The sequence below is a fragment of the Bradyrhizobium xenonodulans genome, assembly GCF_027594865.1.
GTDB lineage: Bacteria > Pseudomonadota > Alphaproteobacteria > Rhizobiales > Xanthobacteraceae > Bradyrhizobium > Bradyrhizobium xenonodulans.
This window is the reverse complement of the sequence record NZ_CP089391.1, coordinates 4,637,604-4,657,778: the sequence shown is the minus strand read 5'-3', so window position 1 is coordinate 4,657,778 and position 20,175 is coordinate 4,637,604. Positions and strand designations below refer to the sequence as shown.

Genomic DNA, 20,175 nt, shown 5'->3' with positions numbered 1-20,175 from the left:
GGATCAGCCGGCCCCCGGGCTGGCGCGAAGATTGGCAAGGCGGTCGAGCGCGCCTTGCAGGATGAAGATCGCAGCGTGCTCGTCGATCACCTCGGCGCGCTTGGCGCGGCTGACATCCATGCCGATCAGCTCGCGCTCGACCGCCGCGGTCGACAGGCGCTCGTCCCAGAGGCCGATCGGGAGCGCGGTGAGATTGGCAAGGTTTCGCGCAAAGGCACGGGTCGATTGCGCGCGCGGGCCCTCGCTGCCGTCCATGTTGATGGGCAGGCCGAGCACGAAGCCGACCGCCTTGCGCTCGGCCGCAATCGTGAGCAGCCGGGCGGCGTCCTGCTTGAACGCCTTGCGCTGGATGGTCTCGACGCCTGTCGCGAGCCGCCGGTCCGGATTAGACACGGCAACGCCGATGGTCTTGGTGCCGAGGTCGAGCCCGACCAACCCGCCGCGTTCGGGCCAGTGGGTTGCAGCATCGACGAGAGGCAGGATAAGAGCCGGCATGGATTTAGCGCATATCACGCGCCGTGCCGCGGAGTGAACCCGGAACATGGATGCGTTGACATTATTCGGCCTGTTCGCCGTCTCCGCGATGCTAGTCTGCTATGCCCTGGAAGATCGCAGCCATTGGTTCGTGCTGCTGTTCGCGATGTCCTGTGCGCTCGGCTCGGGCTACGGCTTCCTGCAAGGCGCCTGGCCGTTCGGCCTCGTCGAGGCGATCTGGGCCGTCGTTGCGTTGCGGCGCTGGCATCTCAGGCCGCGATAGAAAAGTCCGGGCGAGGGCGCCTGCGATATTGCAGGCAAACGCTCGCCCGGAAGATCCGGGATCAGCGGATCGCGATCGGGTTGATCATGGCCTGCACGCCGCCGGTCCAGCGCGGCTGTCCCAGCACGAACAGGAATTCGTAGCCCTTGTCCCGCGCGAGCGCGGCGGTGTCCATGTTCTCGAGGATGTAGGTCCCGTTCATCGCGAGCAGGATCTGATGCACCTCGAACACGTTCTTGGACTCGAACGGCAGCACCTCGAGCGCCCAGGTGTCGGCGCCGATGGCGACGACGCCCTTGCTGGTCAAGTACTTCGCGCCTTCGACGCCGAGACCGGGCTCGCCGGCCGAATAGCGCTTGTCATCCTTGCCGATCAGGCTGAGCCAGCCAGTATGGAAGATGACGACGTCGCCCTGGCGGATCTCGACGCCCTGCGCCTTGGCGACGTCCTCGATCTCCTTGACGTTGAAGGCTGTGCCTTCCTTCACCACGTCGGTTTTGTAATAGGCGGCCATGTCCAGCAGCACGCCGCGCGTCACCATCGGCGGCACCTTCTCGATGCCGAGCTTCTTCAGCCCGTTGGGATCGGCGAAGTCGGCGAGCTTGTTGCCGTTATAATAGACGTGCTCGACGCCGAGATGGCCGAGACCGTCGAGCTGGCTGCCGATGCCGACCCAGGTGTCGAGGATGTCGTCGTTATAGGTCGCCTTGTTGGGACCAAGACCCGGGCTGCCGGCCTGTCCGGGCTGCACAATCGTGAGCTTGAACGCGCGCGGCGGATAGGCCGGCGTCTGCGGCGTGACGGGAATGCCGAGAGCATAGGTCTTGCCGGTCTTCACCAGCGAGGCCGCCTTCAGCACCAGCTCGGGCGTCATGTAATTGGCGGCACCGATCTCGTCGTTCGGCCCCCATTTCGATTTGGTCCAGTCCTGAGCGCTTGCTGTTTGGATCGTCGCCGACAACGCGGCGACACAGCACAACACGAGCGTATTGCGCATCGATAGTCCTCCCGATGTTTTGCCGATGTTTGGCTTCGTTATGGTTTCGCGCTGGCCAGTCGCTCATCCTAACGTAGAAGGAGCGCGCGCTTCAAAGCTTTTCGAGTGCTGCGCTGCGACGGCTGAACGCAGCGCAGCTTGATTCAAACACGATGGATTTGTGACGAATTTCGTGCCGTGGAACGCTGCGTCGCCTCACGCTGCGATGATTTCGTCGTCGTTCTTCAGGCAGGAGATGAAGCCGGTGAGCGCGCTGTAGTGATGCCCGGCGCGGCGCTGAATGAAGAGCGTCTCGACGCGGGCGTGTGATGGACCCAGCGCGTGGATCGATACGCTGCCATTCATCGCACTGCGTTCGACGACTGCGCGCGGCAGCAGCGTCACGCCCATGCCGGCGGCGACGCAGCCGATCATGCCGTCAAGCGTGCCGAGCTCGAAGCGCGCCGCCGAGGGCCAGCCGAACTCGACAAAGATCTGTTCGAGACGCTGGCGGTAGGTGCAGCCGGTGCGGAACACCAGCGCGGTCGGGCCCGACTCCGGCGTGCCGGCGCGCAGCTCGGCCAGCGAGGTCCAGCGCCGCGCGCTGACCAGCACCAGCTCTTCGCGGAAGGCGCTCGTCGCAGTGAGGTCGGCATGCGCGATGGGCCCCGCGACGAAGGCGCCATCGAGCGCGCCTTCGAGCACGCTAGCAACGAGGTCGGCGGTCGGCGCGGTGCGCAGGCTGAGCCGCACGGCGGGGAAGCGGCGGTGGAAATCGGCGAGCAGCGGCGGCAATCGCACCGCGGCCGTCGTCTCCATCGAGCCGATCGCGAGCGGCCCCTTCGGCTCGCCATCGTCGCGCGCCGCAAGCACAGCCTCGTGCAACAATGCCGTCATCCTGTCTGCGTAGGGCAGCAGACGCTTGCCGGCGGCCGTGAGTGTCATGCCGCGGCTGTGGCGCTCGAACAGCGGCGTGCCGATCACCGCTTCCAGCGCCTTGATCCGCTGCGTGACGTTCGACTGCACCGTGTTGAGCTCTTCCGCCGCACGGGTGATGCCGCCGGCGCGGGCCACTGCGGCGAAGGTCTTGATATCGCTGAGTTCCATGATCGTTTCGATTTTGAGATGGCAGCGTTCGCAAGAATTCAATTTTGGAGAATGCTATTCGCGCTTAATGTTCCTGTCCAGAGTGTGAGGACCGATGCCGATCACGACGCCGCTGACGGAGCTTCTCGGGATCAGGCATCCGATCCTGTCGGCGCCCATGGACACGATCGCCGGCAGCCGGCTGACCCGCGCCGTCAGCAATGCCGGCGGATTCGGCATCCTCGGCGGTGGCTACGGCGACCGGGCCCGGCTGGAAACTGAGACCAGGGAGCTGAGGGGCTTTGCCCCGTTCGGGATCGGCTTCATTACCTGGAGCCTGGCAAAACAGCCCGAGCTTCTCGACATCGCGCTCGACGCTCGTCCGCAGGCCGTCATGCTCTCGTTCGGCGACCCTGCGCCGTTCGCGCCGCGCATCAAGGCGAGTGGCGCACGCTTGATCTGCCAGGTGCAGAGCGAGGACATGGCGAAGCAGGCGCTCGATGCCGGTGCGGAGATCCTGATCGCGCAGGGGACGGAGGCGGGCGGTCACGGCGCATCGCGCACCACCGTCGATATCGTGCCTGCCATCGTCGATCTCGCGGCAGGGCGCGCGCCTGTCGTCGCGGCCGGCGGCATCGCCGATGGCCGGGGTCTCGCCGCGATGATGATGCTGGGCGCATCCGGCGTGCTGATCGGCACACGCTTCTATGCGAGCGTGGAGGCCAACGGCGCCGAAGAGGCGAAGCTGCGCATTCGCGCGGCAAACAGCAACGACACGGTGCGGGGCGTGATCGCCGACTGGTCGCGGAACCTGTTCTGGCCGGCGCCGTTCACCGCGCGCACGCTGGTCAACGATCACATCAAGAGCTGGACCGGCCGAGAGATCGAGCTGATGCAGCGCGCAGGCGAGATGGCTGCGGAGTACGCTGCGGCGAAAGCCGCGGGTAATTTCGAGGTCGCGGCCGTCTTTGCCGGCGAGGCGGTCGGCCTGATCCATGATATTTCCCCGGCGGCCGAGATCGTGGAGCGGATTGCGATTGAGGCGGAGCAGTTGCTGGCGGGGCGGCGTAACTCGATAGTTGCTGGGCAGAATTCTTAACCCTCCCCTAGAGGGGGAGGGTCGCTACGCATGTAGCGAAGCGAAATGCGAAGCGGGTGGGGTGATCTCTCCCCGCGGGCAGCGTCTCAATGGAGAGACCGTCACCCCACCCCGCTCGCGCTTCGCGCGATCGACCCTCCCCCTCAAGGGGAGGGTAAGAACGAACCAACGAGAGAGAACAACCATGTGGCCTGACCGTCGACTGATCGACCTCTTCAAGACTGAATTCCCGGTCGTGCTGGCGCCCATGGCCGGCGTGATGGATGCGGAGTTGGTGATTGCGGTTGCGCAAGGCGGCGGGCTCGGCTCGCTGCCGAGTGCGATGCTGTCGCCGGAGAAGGCGCGGGAGCAGGTCAACATTATCCGCCAGCGCGTGAAGGCGCCGGTCAACATGAACTTCTTCTGCCACACGCCGGTCGAGCTCACGACCGAGGCCGAGGCGCGCTGGAAGCAGCGGCTCGCGGGTTATTACACCGAGCATGGTCTTGATCCCACGGCGCCGATCAATGCGGCGAACCGTGCGCCGTTCGATGCCGCGTTCTGCGAGGTCGTCGAGAAGTTGAAGCCGGAGGTCGTCAGCTTCCATTTCGGTCTGCCGGAGCAGGGGCTGCTCAAGCGCGTCAAGGCGGCCGGTTGCCTCGTGATCTCGTCGGCCACCACCGTGAAGGAAGCGGTCTGGCTGGAACAGCGCGGCGTCGATGCCGTGATCGCGCAAGGCGCCGAAGCCGGCGGTCATCGCGGCATGTTCCTGACCGACAAGATCTCCGAGCAGCCCGGCACGTTCGCGCTGGTGCCGCAGGTCGCCGATGCCGTGAAGGTGCCCGTCATCGCGGCCGGCGGCATCGCCGACGGGCGCGGCATCGCCGCAGCCTTCGCGCTCGGCGCCTCCGGCGTGCAGATCGGCAGCGCCTATCTGCGTTGCCCCGAATCCAAGGTCACGCCCGGCGGCCGCAAGGCGCTCGCCGAAGCGGGTGACGATTCCACCGTCATCACCAACGTGATGACCGGGCGGCCCGCGCGCGGGGTCCAGAACCGCCTGATGCGCGAGGCCGGCCCGATCTCGCCCGACGCGCCGCCGTTTCCCCATGCCGCGACCGCGCTGGGGCCGTTGAAGGCGGCTGCCGAAAAGCAGGGCAGGGTCGATTTCACGAATCTCTGGGCCGGCCAGGCCGTTGCCCTCGGCCGCGAGGTGCCGGCGGCCGAATTGACCCGGGATCTCGCCAAATCGGCGCTGGCCCGCATGAAAACGCTCGCCGGATAGGTGGGAAGCGCCGGTTGCGGCGCAAAAGCGGCCTCTGCTATACGGCACATGGGTTTTGCCGTGAGAGGCCATATATAATGTCCGTCGACGCCGCTACCGTCCGCCGCATCGCGCATCTGGCGCGCATTGCGGTTTCCGAGGGCGAGGTTCCGCATCTACAGGGCGAGCTCAATGCCATGCTCGCCTTTGTCGAGCAGCTCTCGGAGGTCAATGTCGAGGGCGTGGAGCCCATGACTTCGGTCACGCCAATGCAGATGAAGAAGCGGCAGGACGTGGTCGATGACGGCGAGATCGCCGACGATATCGTTGCCAATGCGCCTGCGACCGAAGGTCACTTCTTTCTTGTGCCCAAGGTGGTCGAGTAATTCTTAGGACGCCGCCCGATGTGCATGCTTTGCGACGATGAGAAGGCCTATCAGGCCTACATGAACTATCTCGACAGGATGGAGCGGCAGGGCAAGGCCGCCGACCCCAACGTCGCCGTCAATGCCGTGCTCGACGAGATCGAGGCTGCCGCGAAAGCTGCCGCCAAAAAAGACGACCCGGCCAACGACAAGACCCTGTCTCCATTCTTCTGCAGCCCGATCAATAAATGACCGATTTGACATCGCTGACGCTCGCCGAGGCCCGCAAGGGTCTCGCCGACAAGACTTTCACGTCACTCGAGCTGACCGACGCGCATCTTTCCGCGATCGAGAAAGCGCGCGTGCTCAACGCCTTCGTGATGGAGACGCCGGATCGCGCGCGCGACATGGCGAAGGCCGTGGACGAGAAGATCGCCAGGGGCGACGCCGGCCCGCTCGCGGGCATTCCGCTCGGCATCAAGGACCTGTTCGCGACCAAGGGCGTACGCACCACGGCGTGCTCGAAGATCCTCGGCAATTTCGTGCCGACCTATGAGTCGACCGTGACCTCGCAGCTCTGGCGCGACGGCGCGGTGATGCTGGGCAAGCTCAACAATGACGAGTTCGCAATGGGCTCGGCGAACGAGACCTCGTGCTTCGGTCCCGTCGGCAACCCTTGGCGGCGCGAAGGCTCCAACACCACGCTGGTGCCGGGCGGCTCGTCGGGCGGCTCGGCCTCGGCCGTGGCGGCGCTGCTGTGCATGGGCGCGACCGCGACCGACACCGGCGGCTCGATCCGCCAGCCGGCGGCGTTCACCGCGACCGTCGGCATCAAGCCGACCTATGGCCGCTGCTCGCGCTGGGGCATCGTCGCCTTTGCGTCCTCGCTCGACCAGGCCGGTCCGATCGCGCGCAGCGTGCGCGACAGCGCGATGCTGCTGCGCTCGATGGCCGGTCACGATCCGAAGGACACGACCTCGGTCGACATGCCCGTGCCGGATTACGAGGCCGCGATCGGCAAGTCCGTGAAGGGCCTCAGGATCGGCATTCCCAAGGAATACCGTCTCGACGGCATGCCGGCCGAGATCGAGAAGCTGTGGAGCGAGGGCGCGGCCTGGCTGAAGGCGGCCGGCGCCGAGCTCGTCGAGGTGTCGCTGCCGCATACGAAGTACGCGCTGCCGGCCTATTACATCGTTGCGCCGGCGGAGGCGTCCTCCAACCTCGCGCGCTATGACGGCGTGCGCTACGGCCTGCGCGAGCAGGGTCGGAACATCAACGAGCTGTACGAGAACACCCGCGCCGAAGGCTTTGGCGCCGAGGTGCGCCGCCGCGTCATGATCGGCACCTATGTGCTCTCGGCCGGCTATTACGACGCTTACTATCTGCGCGCCCAGAAGGTGCGCACGCTGATCAAGAAGGATTTCGAGGATTGCTTCGCCAAGGGCGTCAACGCGATCCTGACGCCGGCGACGCCGTCGGCCGCCTTCGGCATCGGCGAGAAGGGCGGTGCGGACCCCGTCGAGATGTACCTCAACGACATCTTCACGGTGACCGTGAACATGGCGGGCCTGCCCGGCATCGCCGTGCCCGCCGGCAAGGACGCGCAGGGCCTGCCGCTCGGCCTGCAGCTGATCGGCCGTCCCTTCGACGAAGAGACGCTGTTCTCGCTCGGTGAGGTGATCGAGCAGGCCGCCGGCCGCTTCACGCCCGCGAGGTGGTGGTGAATGTCGCGGCCTTCATCGCAAGCCTCGACGGCGCGGCGCCCGCGCCGGAGCTGAACGCGCCGCTTGGAGGTCTCTGGTGGGCCGCCAAGGGCGACTGGGATCAGGCCCACAAGATCGTCCAGGACGAGAGCAGCCGCGAGGCCGCCTGGGTGCACGCTTATTTGCACCGGGTCGAAGGCGATCTCGGCAATGCCGGCTACTGGTACCGTCAGGCCGGCCAGCCGGCGGCAAAGGATTCATTGGAAGCGGAGTGGGAGCGGATCGTAAAGGCGCTGATCTGAGCGGCGCCCCCCGCGATCGGACAGGCTCATCGCACGATGGTGTTCGGCACGGCGCCGGAGCGCCAGGTCTCGGCGTTGGCATTGTCGGGTGCGGCCGACAGCAGCCGCGAGGGCACCTCGACTTTTTGCCCGGCGCGGGCGCGCTGAAGGACGCGCCGGCGTTCGATTTCGATGCAAGCGAGTGGGTGCTTTGCCAGCCAGTCGAGATCGATGCGGGAGGCCGCGAAACAGGAGGAGTAGGACGCTATCAGCTCGAGCTGCTCGAGCGCGGCGGCGACGAACCAACCGACAGGATCGGTACCGGGGGCAATTTTGTCGAACCGTGGACGCGCCGGCCAGAATGGCTCCGCGATCCGGCCCTTTCCACCCTTGAGGACATCGGCCACGAGTTGGAGCACGTTGACGGCTACGCTGCGGTATCCCAGGTCCGACGCGATGCGCGCGAGGGTCGAAAGCCGGGGCAGTGAATCCTGTTTCCGACACAACGGTTCGAGTGTGCCATAGGCGTGCTTCAGCGCGGCGTAGCGGACGGGCCAGGCGAGATCCTGCGAGCGCCATAGGGCGTAGCATGCGAGCGCATCGCGATAGATCGGATCCTCCGCGACAGCCCCGCCCGACAAGGCCGCGAAGATCCCAGCAAAAGCTTGTGCCTCGAACAGGGCCAGTGCCTTGCTGCGCGCGGTATCGTCGAGCTCCCATTGCGGATTGGTTTCGATCAGCAGGCCGTCCTGGGCCAGCGCAGCGGCGCGGTCGGGTTTGGCGGCGAAGAGGTTCAGCTCGTAACCGTCGAGCGGCTCGCCCGTCTGCACCGGAACCAGCAGCGGATCGCCGTCGAGCAGGCGGTAAATGCCGAACCCCAGCTGCGCGAAGGCGGCCGGCAAGCTGTCGTTCTGCTTGAGGCCGGCCTTCACCTCGAACATGACAAGGGGCGAATGCTCGAAGAAGAAGGCGGTCGCGCCGGCCAGAATGCGCTCTTCCTCGCCTTCGGCATCGATCTTGACGAAGTCGATCGAGCCCCAATGTCTCGATCTCAGTTCATGATCCAGCGATGTGATCCGAATGGTCTCGCTGGGGCCGTCGCCATCGAGCGAATTGAGTTCGCTCGATGCGCCGAGCACCAATCGGCCCTCGCGGACGCCGTCGGAGAGGGCTGCATCGACGAGATTGAGGTTGGCGGCCCCGTTCTTCGCCTTGCTGAGCGCGAGCAGGCGGCGCGGCTCGCTCGCGGGCTCATAGGCGAAGACCTGGCCTTCTGGGCCGACCATCCGCGCCATCGGGAGGCTGTAGACACCCAGATTGGCTCCGATGTCGAGCGCGGTCATCCCCGGCTTCAGCCAGCGCGAAAGAAATGCCGGCTCCTTTTCGAACCACTTCTCCTGCTCGAGAATGACATAGGTCGTGATTGCGTCGAGCGACGGCGGCACGATGATATGTGTCCCGTCCGCCATGCGAAGCGACAATTGCGCCATTGCCTTCCCCCCGTCTGCCGACTGCGGAGTCTGGCACGGATGGCGTGTGGGTTCACGCCAAATCGTGCCGCGGTTGCGCAGGTTGCATCGCCACCAGCATCGGCTTATCTGTCGCCTGCCGGGCCTCACCCGTGGCAACGGCCTCTTTTTCTCCAGCTCGGAACGACACTTCCGCCATGACTGCTGACGCGACACCCCACAAGCTTCTCAAGGGCTCAACCGGCGATTGGGAGGTGGTCATCGGCATGGAGATCCATGCCCAGGTGACCTCGAACTCAAAGCTGTTCTCGGGCGCCTCGACCGCGTTCGGCGGCGAGCCGAACACCCAGGTGTCGCTGGTCGACGCCGCGATGCCGGGCATGCTGCCCGTCATCAACGAGGAGTGCGTCAGGCAGGCTGTCAGGACCGGGCTCGGTCTCAACGCAAAGATCAATCTGCGTTCGGTGTTCGACCGGAAGAACTACTTCTATCCGGACCTGCCGCAGGGCTACCAGATCAGCCAATACAAATCGCCCGTCGTCGGCGAGGGCGAGGTGATCGTCGAGCTCGAGGGCGGCAGGACCGCTACTATCGGCATCGAGCGGCTGCATCTGGAGCAGGACCCGGCAAAAATGCTGCACGACAAGTTGCCGTCGCAGTCCTTGATCGATCTCAACCGCTGCGGCGTCGCGCTGATGGAGATCGTCTCCAAGCCCGACATCCGCGATGCCGAGCAGGCCAAGGCCTATGTGACCAAGCTGCGCTCGATCCTGCGCTATCTCGGCACCTGCGACGGCGACATGGAGAAGGGATCCTTGCGCGCCGATGTCAACGTCTCCGTGCGCAAGCCGGGCGCGCCGCTCGGCACCCGCTGCGAGATCAAGAACATGAACTCGATCACCTTCATCGGCCACGCGATCGAGTACGAGGCACGCCGCCAGATCGAGATCCTCGAAGATGGCGGTCGGATCGACCAGGAGACGCGGCTCTACGACCCCAACAAGGGCGAGACGCGCTCGATGCGGTCCAAGGAGGAGGCGCATGACTATCGCTACTTCCCCGATCCCGACCTGCTGCCGCTGGAATTCAGCCAGGCGTTCGTCGACGAGCTGAAGGCGAAGCTGCCCGAGCTGCCGGACCAGAAGAAGACGCGCTTCGTCGCCGATTTCGGCCTCTCGGCTTATGACGCGAGCGTGCTCGTGGCCGAGCGCGAGAGCGCGGTGTTCTACGAGACGGTGCTCGGCAAGCTCGGCAACCGCGCGCGCGACGGCAAGATGGCGGCGAACTGGGTGATCAACGAGCTGTTCGGCCGTCTCAACAAGGAAGGCCGGGATATTACGGGCTCTCCGGTCAACGCCGAGCAGTTAGCTGCGATCATCGACCTGATCGGTGAGGGCACGATCTCGGGCAAGATCGCCAAGGATCTGTTCGAGATCGTCTGGCAGGAGGGCGGCGATCCCCGCGCGCTGGTCGAAAGCCGCGGCATGAAGCAGGTCACAGACCTTTCGGCGATCGAGAAGGTGGTCGACGACATCATCGCGGCCAATCCCGACAAGGCGGCGCAGGTCAAAGACAAGCCGCAGTCGCTCGGCTGGTTCGTCGGCCAGGTGATGAAGGCGTCCGGCGGCAAGGCCAACCCGCAGAGCGTCAACGACCTGCTCAAGTCGAAGCTCGGCGTCTAGCCTCACGCGTTCGAACGAGGTGACGGATACGCGTCGTCACCTCGCCATGGGTTCGCGATGCGACGCGCGCGCGCATCATCAACGGCCAACTTCATCCGCTCAGAGGCGCGCAGCGCCACCGAATCGCCGTGACGCGATTCGCGCAAAACGGCGGCTTGCACACGCTCCGACGAGCGTTTGCGCCGTTAAGCATGAAAATATTTTCGTTGCCAAAACTCGCGACTCAGAGTCCGCGAAGCGCCTTCGCGAGGTCGTCGCGCCCGTCGCGACACGCGTCGTCGTGCCGATCATGCGCAATGCGTGAGTGCGGGAAAATACTTTCTGCATAGTGTTTTTCTGCAATCGCATCTCTCGCGGACATGCACGATGCGCCAGCTCTGCGGGATCGCACCAACGCCTCGTGCGGAGCACTTGCATCGCGTTCGCCAAGCGCAGGCGCGTTGCGCCGTCAACACTTCTTTAAGCGAGACGCTGTTTTTTTCGTCGTGTTGGTGTATTCGGGATGAGTGCATATCGATACCCGAGTGCACGCAGCGATTAAGCCATCTCACACATCGGAGGGCAACATGGCCAAGAAAGCTAAGAAGGCAAAGAAGGCGAAGAAGGCGAAGAGCGCAGTGAAGAAGACTGCGAAGAAGACCCGCAAGGTCGCCAAGAAGAAGTAACTTCGCTTCTGAAGTTGCCGGCTCCTAGAGAGCCGGCACGTCATCAGCGCCTCCAAAAGGTTCTGATCGACGATAGAGGGTGTCGGCGAGACATCAGGTCAACGGTCGGATCGTTCTCTTCGCGGGTTCGCTCGCTAAAGCCCGGTCCGGCAGAAGAAACAAGTTTTCTTCGTTCGGTGCGGTTCTCCGCAAGGAGCTCCGCAATTTCACAAGCGGCCTTCGGGCCAATGTGAGATCTGGTCCTGACGTGTTCGCCGACGCCCTCGTTCTCTTGAGGCCGGGGTATTGCCGGCATCCCTTTCCCCACATTGCTGATCTGACCGCGACGTCGCCGCGCTGACGTCGTCGCTCTGCCTTGGGGCAGGCGAGGGCTGCGGTGCGCTTGCCCCGGCGTTTGCGCGCGGCTTCCCTATTCCGGGCGTGATCGCCCGGCCTTGACCCGGTGCCCAGTACTCCGGGTCGCCAGTCGTTGATCGGTGAGCCGCGGCGTCCTGGATTCCCCGCCGGAGCCCGTCATCGGGCTCGCCGAAGGCGAGAGCCGGTGGCGGGGAATGACAGGGCGAGGTGGCCGCGCAGCGCGCATCCGACCGCGCGCGATGGTTATCGATGTCCCAAAATCCCAGGGTAAACCAAATCTGACGAATCGCAGAAGTGCCGGCAAATCAGGGACTTCTTGAATTCAGCGCGCGACTGCCGTGCGCCCGCGTTTACGTCTGCTTCATCGCGATACTTAAACTGCCATTCAAATTTGCCCGCCATCATCGCCTCCAACAAGCCGGCAAACGGCATGGGGAGAGTTGAACAGTGCACGATCCCGGGAAGGGTCATGCACATCGGAGTTGGACGGGAGCCGCGCTCGGGGGAACGAGGCGGCATAAGAAAAAAGGGGATGCGTTATGTTTCAGGGTACTTTTGATCTCGAGACGGCCACGCCGATCGATACGAGCGCGCTGTCGGACGTGCTGTTCGAGCGCGGGATCTATTGGGCGAGCGGCCGCTCCGGCCTGGTCGATCTCGTCGCCGCGCACAAATGGTTCAACCTCGCCGCCCTGAAGGGCCGCAAGGACGCCGTGACGCTGCGCCAGGAAATCGCCGGACAGATGTCGGATGCCGAGATCTCGGCCGCGCAGCGCGAGGCGAGGGCGTGGGTTTCCACCCACTGACCTACCCCGCCGCAGGGAACCGAACTGGCCGATTGGCGCGATTGCGCCAAGGCGCCCTCACGATGAGATTTGGACGGCAAACGAGGCCGGCGCTTCGCCGGCGCAATGCCGGCGCCACATTTCATTGAAGGCCCTTTCGATGTGTCGCGTCATGCCGACGGTATCGAAGAGAGGCCAGGAGGTCCGATGCGTCGCCAGCTTGCTCTTGAGGGCGGCTCGAAGTTCAGAATCGTGCGCGATGCGAAGCGCCAAAGCCTCATATTCGTCCAGCGACCGCGTCACCAGCTCGGGAAGGCCGACGGCATTCAGGAGACTGGCTGCAACACGTCCCGCAAAGGCGGTGCCGAGGCAGGTCAGGACCGGCAAGCCGGCCCAGAGGGCATCGCTGGCCGTGGTATGGGCGTTGTAGGGCAACGTGTCGAGGAAGAGATCGGCGTGCTGGTGGCGCGCCAAATGTTCGTAAGCAGGGACCTGTGGGGCGAACACGATCCTCTCGGCAGCGACGCCGCGCGCAACGGCTTCACGCCTCAGGTTCTCCCTGGCGATGGGATCCCCGTCGAGCAGCCAGAGGACGCTGCCTGCTGTCTTGGTCAGCAGCCTCATCCAGACATCGAACAGCACGGGCGTGATCTTGGACGCTCTGTTGAACGCGCAGTAGACGAATGCGTCTTCCGGCAGTCCGACCTCGCTCCGGGCCGGACCATTTCGCAGGAGCGGTCGCCTCGCGTCGGTCGCCTGATAGCTGCCGGGAAGATAAATCACCTTCTCGGCGTAATACTTCTGCTCGGCTTCGGGGATGACGATCCTGTCGGCAATGACGTAGTCGATATATGACGCGCCCATCGTGCCGGGAAAGCCGAGATAGCTGACCTGGAGGGGCGCCGCCCGGCACGCAAGGATATTCGGCCGCGCACCGGTGGTGAAGCCTCCCAGATCGACAAGAACATCAATGTCGAGCCGGCGTATCAGCTTGACCACGTCCTCGTCGGCAAGCTCGCTGACATCTTCAAAGCGTTCGAATGCCGCCTTCAGGCGATCGCGCATGTCGCTGCGGTCATCCGGTCCGTAGGAGATGGCGCTGAGCTCGAAGCGCTCGCGGTCGTGCTCCTCGAAAACTCCGGCCATCAAATGCGCGGTGGCGTGATTGCGATAATCGGCGGACAGATACGCGACCCGCAGCCGGGAAACCGGTGACGGCGCTCCGGGGATCGCGGCAGCTCGTTCCGAAGCGACCTTGGCGACAAATGTCTTTGCACAGGTCAATTGATGTGCGGGAGACGACGAGGCATGAAAGTAGGTAAGAGGGTCGACCGCCACGCCGGATTCGACGGCCTCGTCCAGAGCGGCCTGTTCAACTTCGAAACTGCGCCAGTCGGCACGGTGCCGCCTGGAACCAACGAGCTTGCTCAATGCGAACGGGAAAGCCTTGTCCAGCGCGACCGTTCTTTCGAGCGCCCCGATCGCTTCGTCGTGCCGACCCATCTGGGTAAGGACTTCAGACAAGAGGAAATGGTTCTGTGGATCCGACGGTCCGAGCTCGACGGCCCTTTGGTAGCTGTCATGCGCTTCGTCGAGCCGACCGAGCTGGTGAAACGCACTACCTCGGTTTGCGAACGCTGCGCTCGACGGCGCCATCGCAATGGCGCGGTCAAATTCCACGATGGCATCGTGAAGCTCCTTCCGTGCCATCAGGATCGCTCCGCGATTGAGATGCGCGCCGGCGAAGTTCGGCGCCAGGGCAATCGCTTTCGCAAGCCAGCCGAGCGCATCGTCTGTCTTGTCCAAGGCACGCAGCACGTTGGCATAGTTGAAGAGGACGTCGGGATTACCGGGATCGACGCGGACAGCCTTCTTGAGCAATGGCTCGGCATCCGCGAAATTGCCGCGCTGTGCGTGCAACAGCCCAAGCATGTGGAGCGCGACGGGGTGCGTTCTGCTTCCCTTCAGGATCGCCGTGTAGGCCCGCTCCGCATCCGACACATTGCCCGCACGGTGCGCCGCAATTGCCTTGTCCAGAATAATCGACGGATGAAGTGAGGAGGGGGCCGAAGCTCCCTTGTTGCGGCTTTGCTGCGACATGTGATTGGATTTCTGGACCCCGGTGACGGGGCTGTGCTTCGGCGGATTGGCGCAAAAACACTAGCCGCCTTTGCCGGAGAGAACAACGGCCGCGCCGCTCGCGCGTCGCGGCACGAAACCATCGCGCCTGGGCCGAGATTTCGCGCATGACGAACTCGATGCGGGCCAACCGACGCGAGGGCTGGCCGCTGTGCGGGCGTGACGACGGCCAGCCGGCCGGGACGTCAGCCGGTCCCGCCCGTCCTATTCCATCACTGCCAGAGCTTTCATGTGCAAAGAAACCCGCTCGTCCCAATTCTGCCGCTTGCAGCCCGCCGCCGTGTCGGGCATACCCGGCGCATTGGAGACGTGGCCGAGTGGCTGAAGGCGGCGGTTTGCTAAACCGTTATAGGCTTGTAAAGGCCTATCGAGGGTTCGAATCCCTCCGTCTCCGCCAGATGTATCCAATTGAAATGTCTTCCATTTTTTGCGGATTGGGCGCGCGCTCGGCGGCCGGGATGGGCTGAAGGCGGAGCGCCCCCGGCCTTACCATCCTACATGGTCCGCGGCCGCTGGTTTGCAGCTCGGCGAATCGCCGTAAGGAACTCCCGGAACCGTCAAATCCGGCTCTGCTGACGTCCTCCCAGCCTAATGGACCATATCCTCTGCGCCTTGTCCTCTGCGCCTTGCCTGAGAAACATGGCGCGCGGCGTATGTTCAACCGAGCCAGCGTGAGGTACTTCACCGGTCTTTCGCTCGACACGGCGAATACTTGGCGAATATGGGCATGGTTTGGGGGCTGAGCGCGACGTCGGTCCGTGGACGTAGTGGGACGCCGTGCAAGAGGTGTGTTCCCGTCGATGAAGAACATTGCAGCGATCTTCAATGAGGCGCTCTCGGCCCTCAATGCGCGCGATCTCAAGAAGGCCGAGGAGGGCTTCAGGCGGGTCATCAAGTCCGAGCCGTCGCATGTGCCTGCGCTCAACCTGCTGACAATCGTTCTCATGAACACGAACCGGTTCGCCGAGGCCGAGCCATTCATCGCGCGCGCGGTCAAGCTCAATCAAGGATCGGATGTTTCCTTCTACAATTACGGGCTGATCGCCAAGCAGCTTGGCAAGCCCGCACTCGCGCACGAGCAATTCACCTCGGCCTTGCGGCTCAATCCAAATGTGCGCGAGAGCTGGAACAACCGCGGCGCGGCCTGTAACGATCTCGGTCAATACGAAGCGGCTATATCCGACTTCGACAGATCGATTGCTCTCGATCCGAACTACGCCGACGCTCATGCGAACAAGGGCAAGTCGCTGCTCGAACTCGGGCGCCATGCCGAGGCGTTGGCCGCCTATGACCGGGCGCTCTCCGTCAGGCCCGAACTGGCGGAAGCCTGGCTCGGCCGCGGCACGGCGCTGGCTCGGCGCGGGCACCGCGACGAGGCTCTTGCCGCCTTTGACAGGGCACTTTCCATCAGGGGCGATCTGGCGGAGGGCTGGATCGGCAGGGGCAATGTCCTGTACGAGCTCAGGCGCTACGCGGATGCCGCCGCGTCCTACGACCGCGCACTCGGCATCGCCCCTGAATCGGCGGCCGCCTGGCTTGGCCGGGGCAACGTCAACGCGGATATCAAGCGCTATGACGAAGCGCTCACGGCCTACGGAAAAGCACTCTCGATCAAGCCGGATTCGACCCAGGCCCTGATTGGCCGCGGCAACGTCTTCACGGCCCTCAAGCTTCACGACGATGCCCTCGCGCTCTACGACGTGGTGCTCTCGGGCAAAGCGAATTCGGCCGAGGCCTGGCTCGGCCGCGGCAATGTCCTTCTGGATTTGCGGCGTCACGACGATGCACTCGCCGCCTACGACAAGGCGGTCTCCATCGCGCCGGACCTGGCGGAAGCCTGGCTGGGCCGCGGCAACGTTTTCGCCGACGTTAAGAACTACGGGGAGGCGCTCGACGGCTACGACAAGGCGCTGTCCATCAGGTCCGACCTGGCGGAGGCCTGGTTCGGGCGAGGGAACATCTTCGCCGACCTTCGTCGCCACGACGACGCGTTCGCGGCCTTCGACAGGGCGTTCTCGCTCAATCGCGGCCTGCCCGGGGTGGAAGGCGCAAGGCTCTATTCGAAGCTGAATTGCTGCGACTGGACGGAGATAGAGGCTGAAAGAACGCGCTTGATCGCATCCATTCGTGCGGGCGAGGGGGGCTGTCAGCCGTTTGCGCTGCTCTCGATTGCGGCCTCGGCCGAGGACCAGCGACGAAGCGCCGATTTCTGGATCGAAAGGATGCTTGGTCTTGCCGCGCGCAAGACCGTCGAGGCTGCCCCCGTTCAGGCCGACAAGATCCGCATCGGCTACTTGTCGGGGGATTTTCGCACTCATCCAGTCAGCTATCTGGCCGCAGGGCTTTTCGAGGCCCACGATCGCACCCGATTTGAAACGCATGGTTTCTCGATCGGCCCGACCGACCACAGCGATCTGCGCGCCCGATTGGAGAGGAGCTTCGACCATTTTACCGATCTCTTCGGGCGGAGCGATGATGAAATCATGGGCTGCATCGAGGCGGCCAAGATCGACATCCTCGTGGACCTGATGGGGCATACGCTCGGAGCACGGCTCGCTCTTCTCGCGCGGCGGCCGGCTCCAGTTCTCGCAGGTTATCTCGGCTTTGCCGGCACCGTCGGCGGAGGATTGCTGGATTATGTGATCGCCGATGAGCGGGTCATTCCTGCCGAGGACCGCAAGCACTTTTCGGAGAAGGTCGTCTGGCTGCCGCATTGCTTCATGCCTCACGATGCCGAGGGACGCGCGATCTCGCATGCCGGGCTCGACAGGCGGGCGCAGGGATTGCCCGCCGACGGCGTCGTCTTCTGCGGCTTCAACAACGCCTACAAACTCAATCCTGCGACGTTTGGGAGCTGGATGCGCATCCTGAGGGATGTCGACGGCTCTGTCGTCTGGCTTTCCGATCTCCCGGATGTCGCAAAATCCAATTTGCGGAGAGCGGCCGAGGCGAGCGGCATCGATCCGCAGCGCCTGGTCTTTGCGGCGCGCATTGCCTCGACGGCGGATCACCTGGCGCGTCACGGCCTGGCAGACCTGTTCCTGGACGCTCTGCCGTACAATGCTCACACCACCGCAGGCGACTCTCTCTGGGCTGGCCTGCCCGTGCTGACGCTGACAGGAGAAGCCTATGCGGGCCGGGTCGCAGCCAGCCTGCTGCATGCTCTCGGATTGGCCGAACTCATCACGCATTCTCGCGATGAATATGAAGAACGCGCGATTGAACTGGCTCTCAATCGTGAGAAGCTCCACGGCATCAGGGAAACTCTGGAAAAGCGTCGTCATACGATGCCGCTCTTCGATACGCCTCTGCTTGCCCGAAACCTGGAACAAGCGTTTGAGGCCATGGTTCGGCGGTATCGTGCCGGACTGCCGCCCGACCACATCGAGATGTCCTCGGTACGATCCGTCTGACGCGTGGAACGCCGGCCGATCGGTTGATCCGGATTCGATCGGGGCCGCGAGCAGCCGATGCCGCGTCCTCGACGGTCCCAGCCGTACTCCATGCGACGATCCGGTTTTGCGCACAGATTCGGCGGGGATTCGCGCGCTCGATTCGAGTGAGACAGCGGCGCAGCTGCGCTACGGAGGCCGGTGCCCAAACCGGGGATTTTTCAAGGCGATTGGAACCGAAGAAATTTCTCTATATTTATCAGTCGGTTACACGAGTGGTTTGATCACATCTGCGTGTTATTTGTGCAACACCCATCGGAAAACACGTGTTGGAGGCCCGATCCGAAGCGTTCTTTTGTTGTGTGTGCAAAGACGTTCAGTAATTGTGATCGAGCGACGGAGGGGGGCATCCCGAGGTCGTCCCGTTCTAGGTGGTTCGCTTAAGTCCCTCGCGTTTCAGCGGGTGTGTCCGAAGGCGCGAAGCGACTAAGCGGTGGTTACAAGGGACAAGGGAACCAACCTTAGGGTGTCATCACCCAGCGGATCCGGAACCTTCCCTAGAGAGCAAACTTGGAGGTTTAACATGAACTTTAAGAGCCTTTTGCTCGGTACGGCGGCGGGTCTGATCGCCGTTGGCGGAGCTCAGGCAGCCGATCTTCCCGTGAAGGCCAAGGCGGTCGAATACGTGAAGATCTGCTCCCTGTACGGTGCCGGTTTCTACTACATGCCGGGCACTGACACCTGCATCAAGCTCGGCGGCTACGTCCGTGCTGACATGCTGGGGAACACGAACAGCGACTACGGCATTGGCCAGGGCGCTCCCGGCGGTGGTAACAACCGTCTGGACAACTACTACCAGAGCCGCGCTCGTATGGACTTCAACGTCGATACGCGGACGGCGACCGAGTATGGCGTGGTGCGTACCTACGCCGATATGATCTTCTCCTGGGATAGCCAGGCGACCACTGCCAGCAACCCGTCGGCGTTCTCGACCGGTTCCGCTTCGCTCGGCCTCTACCATGCGTTCATCCAGTTCGCTGGTTTCACCTTCGGCCGCACGGTCTCGATCTTCGACACGCCGTGGCAGAGCTATCCGGCTGGCGGTCCCGACTTCCTTCCGGGCGGCAGCAACAACGTGACCGGTGTGAACCAGGTTGCCTACACAGCTGATTTCGGCCAGGGCATCACCGCTTCGGTGGCGTTGCAGGACATGACGACGGCTGCAGGTGGCCAGACGAACCTCTATAACGCCAGCATCACTGCTGGTGGTCTCAGCGGCTTCACTTCGGCTTCGGCTGCTGGCGCTGCCCTCATCCAGGGCATCTACGGCACGAACGATTGGGGTGGCACGCGTACGCCCGACATCGTCGGTCAGGTTCGCGTCGACCAGGCTTGGGGTCTCGCCCAGGTGTCGGTTGCCGCGCACGAACTCCACTCGGCCTACTACGGCACGACGGAACCGAGCGGCCATCCCGACGACAAGTGGGGCTTTGCGGTGCAGGGTGCCTTGTCGATCAAGAACATCCCGACTGGTGCGGGTGACTCGATCAACTTGCAGGCCGTCTACACCGACGGTGCGACCCGCTACAACTTCCAGAGCTTGTTCCCGCAGAACATCTACATCTACGGCGGCAGCAACATCGCGTACCAGAGCCTCGGCTTCGCCGGTATGGCTGACGGTGTCTTCGGCACCGGCACCGGTATCGACACGGTCAAGACCTGGGGCTTCCGTGGTGGTTACACCCACAACTGGTCCCCGAACTGGGCTTCGTCGATCTATGGTGCCTACGCTTCGCTTCGCTACGGCGACACGGGCAAGGCTCTGATCTGCGCGAACTTCGTCGCCGCCTACGGCGCCGCGACTGCCACCTGTAACCCCGACTTCAACCTCGCGGTTCTCGGCGGCAACGTGGTCTGGACCCCGGTCAAGAACCTCGCCTTCACGGCCGACCTGAGCTACGTCTGGCTCGACCAGAAGTACTCGGGCACGATCGCGGGTGCTGCCACGGCGAACGCCGCCGTTGCGAAGCCGGCGGCCACCTACGAGCTGAAGGATCAGGGCAACCTCCAGTTGCTCCTCCGCGCTCAGCGCAACTTCTGATCTCGATCATCTGATCGAGAAGCGAACCCCGGCAGGAAACTGCCGGGGTTTTTATTTGCGGGCCGTGTACAGAGCACC

The 20,175-nt window shown here is 63.9% G+C and carries 16 protein-coding genes and 1 tRNA gene; 12 read left to right on the top strand and 5 right to left on the bottom strand.

The annotated features are described in order from the left end of the window. Positions 1-3: 3 nt before the first annotated feature. Positions 4-495: a Holliday junction resolvase RuvX gene (ruvX, locus tag I3J27_RS22010; protein WP_270160522.1), complete on the bottom strand. Its 492-nt coding sequence runs from the start codon at positions 493-495 to the stop codon at positions 4-6. A gap of 46 nt (positions 496-541) precedes the next feature. Here ruvX and I3J27_RS22005 point away from each other — a divergent pair, with 46 nt between their 5' ends. After that, a complete protein-coding gene (locus I3J27_RS22005; RefSeq protein WP_270160521.1) occupies positions 542-757 on the top strand; it encodes a hypothetical protein in 216 nt (71 codons plus the stop codon). Positions 758-818: 61 nt separating this feature from the next. Here the strand turns inward: I3J27_RS22005 and I3J27_RS22000 are convergent, their stop codons facing one another. Then, on the bottom strand, positions 819-1,754 hold the full coding sequence (locus I3J27_RS22000) for a cyclase family protein (protein WP_270160520.1): 936 nt from the start codon (positions 1,752-1,754) through the stop codon (positions 819-821). Between the two features lie 195 nt (positions 1,755-1,949). Beyond that, a complete protein-coding gene (locus I3J27_RS21995; RefSeq protein WP_270160519.1) occupies positions 1,950-2,840 on the bottom strand; it encodes a LysR family transcriptional regulator in 891 nt (296 codons plus the stop codon). Between the two features lie 94 nt (positions 2,841-2,934). On the opposite strand from I3J27_RS21995, the gene I3J27_RS21990 reads away from it, so the two are divergent. The 6 genes from I3J27_RS21990 to I3J27_RS21965 all read left to right on the top strand — a co-directional run bounded on the left by I3J27_RS21990 (position 2,935) and on the right by I3J27_RS21965 (position 7,528). Next, the gene (locus I3J27_RS21990; RefSeq protein ID WP_270160518.1) at positions 2,935-3,918 is read left to right on the top strand and encodes an NAD(P)H-dependent flavin oxidoreductase; all 984 of its coding nucleotides are present in this window, start codon (positions 2,935-2,937) and stop codon (positions 3,916-3,918) included. A gap of 184 nt (positions 3,919-4,102) precedes the next feature. Then, positions 4,103-5,179, top strand: a complete 1,077-nt coding sequence (locus tag I3J27_RS21985) for an NAD(P)H-dependent flavin oxidoreductase (protein ID WP_270160517.1) — start codon at positions 4,103-4,105, stop codon at positions 5,177-5,179. A gap of 77 nt (positions 5,180-5,256) precedes the next feature. Beyond that, entirely contained in the window at positions 5,257-5,544 is a 288-nt protein-coding gene (gatC, locus tag I3J27_RS21980) for an Asp-tRNA(Asn)/Glu-tRNA(Gln) amidotransferase subunit GatC (RefSeq protein WP_028143922.1), read from the top strand. A gap of 18 nt (positions 5,545-5,562) precedes the next feature. Further along, positions 5,563-5,775 (top strand): hypothetical protein, encoded by a 213-nt coding sequence (locus I3J27_RS21975; RefSeq protein WP_270160516.1) that lies wholly within the window; start codon positions 5,563-5,565, stop codon positions 5,773-5,775. Further along, a complete protein-coding gene (gene gatA, locus I3J27_RS21970; RefSeq protein WP_270160515.1) occupies positions 5,772-7,247 on the top strand; it encodes an Asp-tRNA(Asn)/Glu-tRNA(Gln) amidotransferase subunit GatA in 1,476 nt (491 codons plus the stop codon). Before I3J27_RS21975 ends, gatA begins: the two co-directional genes overlap by 4 nt. Beyond that, on the top strand, positions 7,238-7,528 hold the full coding sequence (locus I3J27_RS21965; protein WP_270160514.1) for a hypothetical protein: 291 nt from the start codon (positions 7,238-7,240) through the stop codon (positions 7,526-7,528). Before gatA ends, I3J27_RS21965 begins: the two co-directional genes overlap by 10 nt. 26 nt (positions 7,529-7,554) lie before the next feature. On the opposite strand, the gene I3J27_RS21960 is transcribed toward I3J27_RS21965, so the two are convergent. Next, positions 7,555-8,952 carry an FkbM family methyltransferase gene (locus I3J27_RS21960; RefSeq protein ID WP_270160513.1) on the bottom strand — a complete coding sequence of 466 codons (1,398 nt, stop codon included), beginning with the start codon at positions 8,950-8,952 and terminating at the stop codon, positions 7,555-7,557. Between the two features lie 221 nt (positions 8,953-9,173). Between I3J27_RS21960 and gatB the strand changes: the two genes are divergently transcribed. Together gatB and I3J27_RS21950 are read left to right on the top strand one after the other, a co-directional pair. Then, positions 9,174-10,658, top strand: a complete 1,485-nt coding sequence (gene gatB, locus I3J27_RS21955; protein ID WP_270160512.1) for an Asp-tRNA(Asn)/Glu-tRNA(Gln) amidotransferase subunit GatB — start codon at positions 9,174-9,176, stop codon at positions 10,656-10,658. A 1,561-nt stretch (positions 10,659-12,219) separates the two neighbouring features. Beyond that, positions 12,220-12,486, top strand: coding sequence for a hypothetical protein (locus I3J27_RS21950; RefSeq protein WP_270160511.1), 267 nt, complete (start codon positions 12,220-12,222; stop codon positions 12,484-12,486). 57 nt (positions 12,487-12,543) lie between these two features. Here I3J27_RS21950 and I3J27_RS21945 read toward each other — a convergent pair whose 3' ends face one another. Continuing rightward, positions 12,544-14,565, bottom strand: a complete 2,022-nt coding sequence (locus I3J27_RS21945; RefSeq protein ID WP_270160510.1) for an O-linked N-acetylglucosamine transferase, SPINDLY family protein — start codon at positions 14,563-14,565, stop codon at positions 12,544-12,546. Between the two features lie 342 nt (positions 14,566-14,907). Between I3J27_RS21945 and I3J27_RS21940 the strand changes: the two genes are divergently transcribed. The 3 genes from I3J27_RS21940 (at position 14,908) to I3J27_RS21930 (ending at position 20,097) form a co-directional block, all read left to right on the top strand. Then, positions 14,908-15,001, top strand: a tRNA-Ser gene (locus I3J27_RS21940). Between the two features lie 403 nt (positions 15,002-15,404). Beyond that, a complete protein-coding gene (locus I3J27_RS21935) occupies positions 15,405-18,017 on the top strand; it encodes an O-linked N-acetylglucosamine transferase family protein (protein WP_270160509.1) in 2,613 nt (870 codons plus the stop codon). Positions 18,018-18,579: 562 nt separating this feature from the next. Then, positions 18,580-20,097: a porin gene (locus I3J27_RS21930; RefSeq protein WP_270160508.1), complete on the top strand. Its 1,518-nt coding sequence runs from the start codon at positions 18,580-18,582 to the stop codon at positions 20,095-20,097. Positions 20,098-20,175 lie beyond the last annotated feature (78 nt).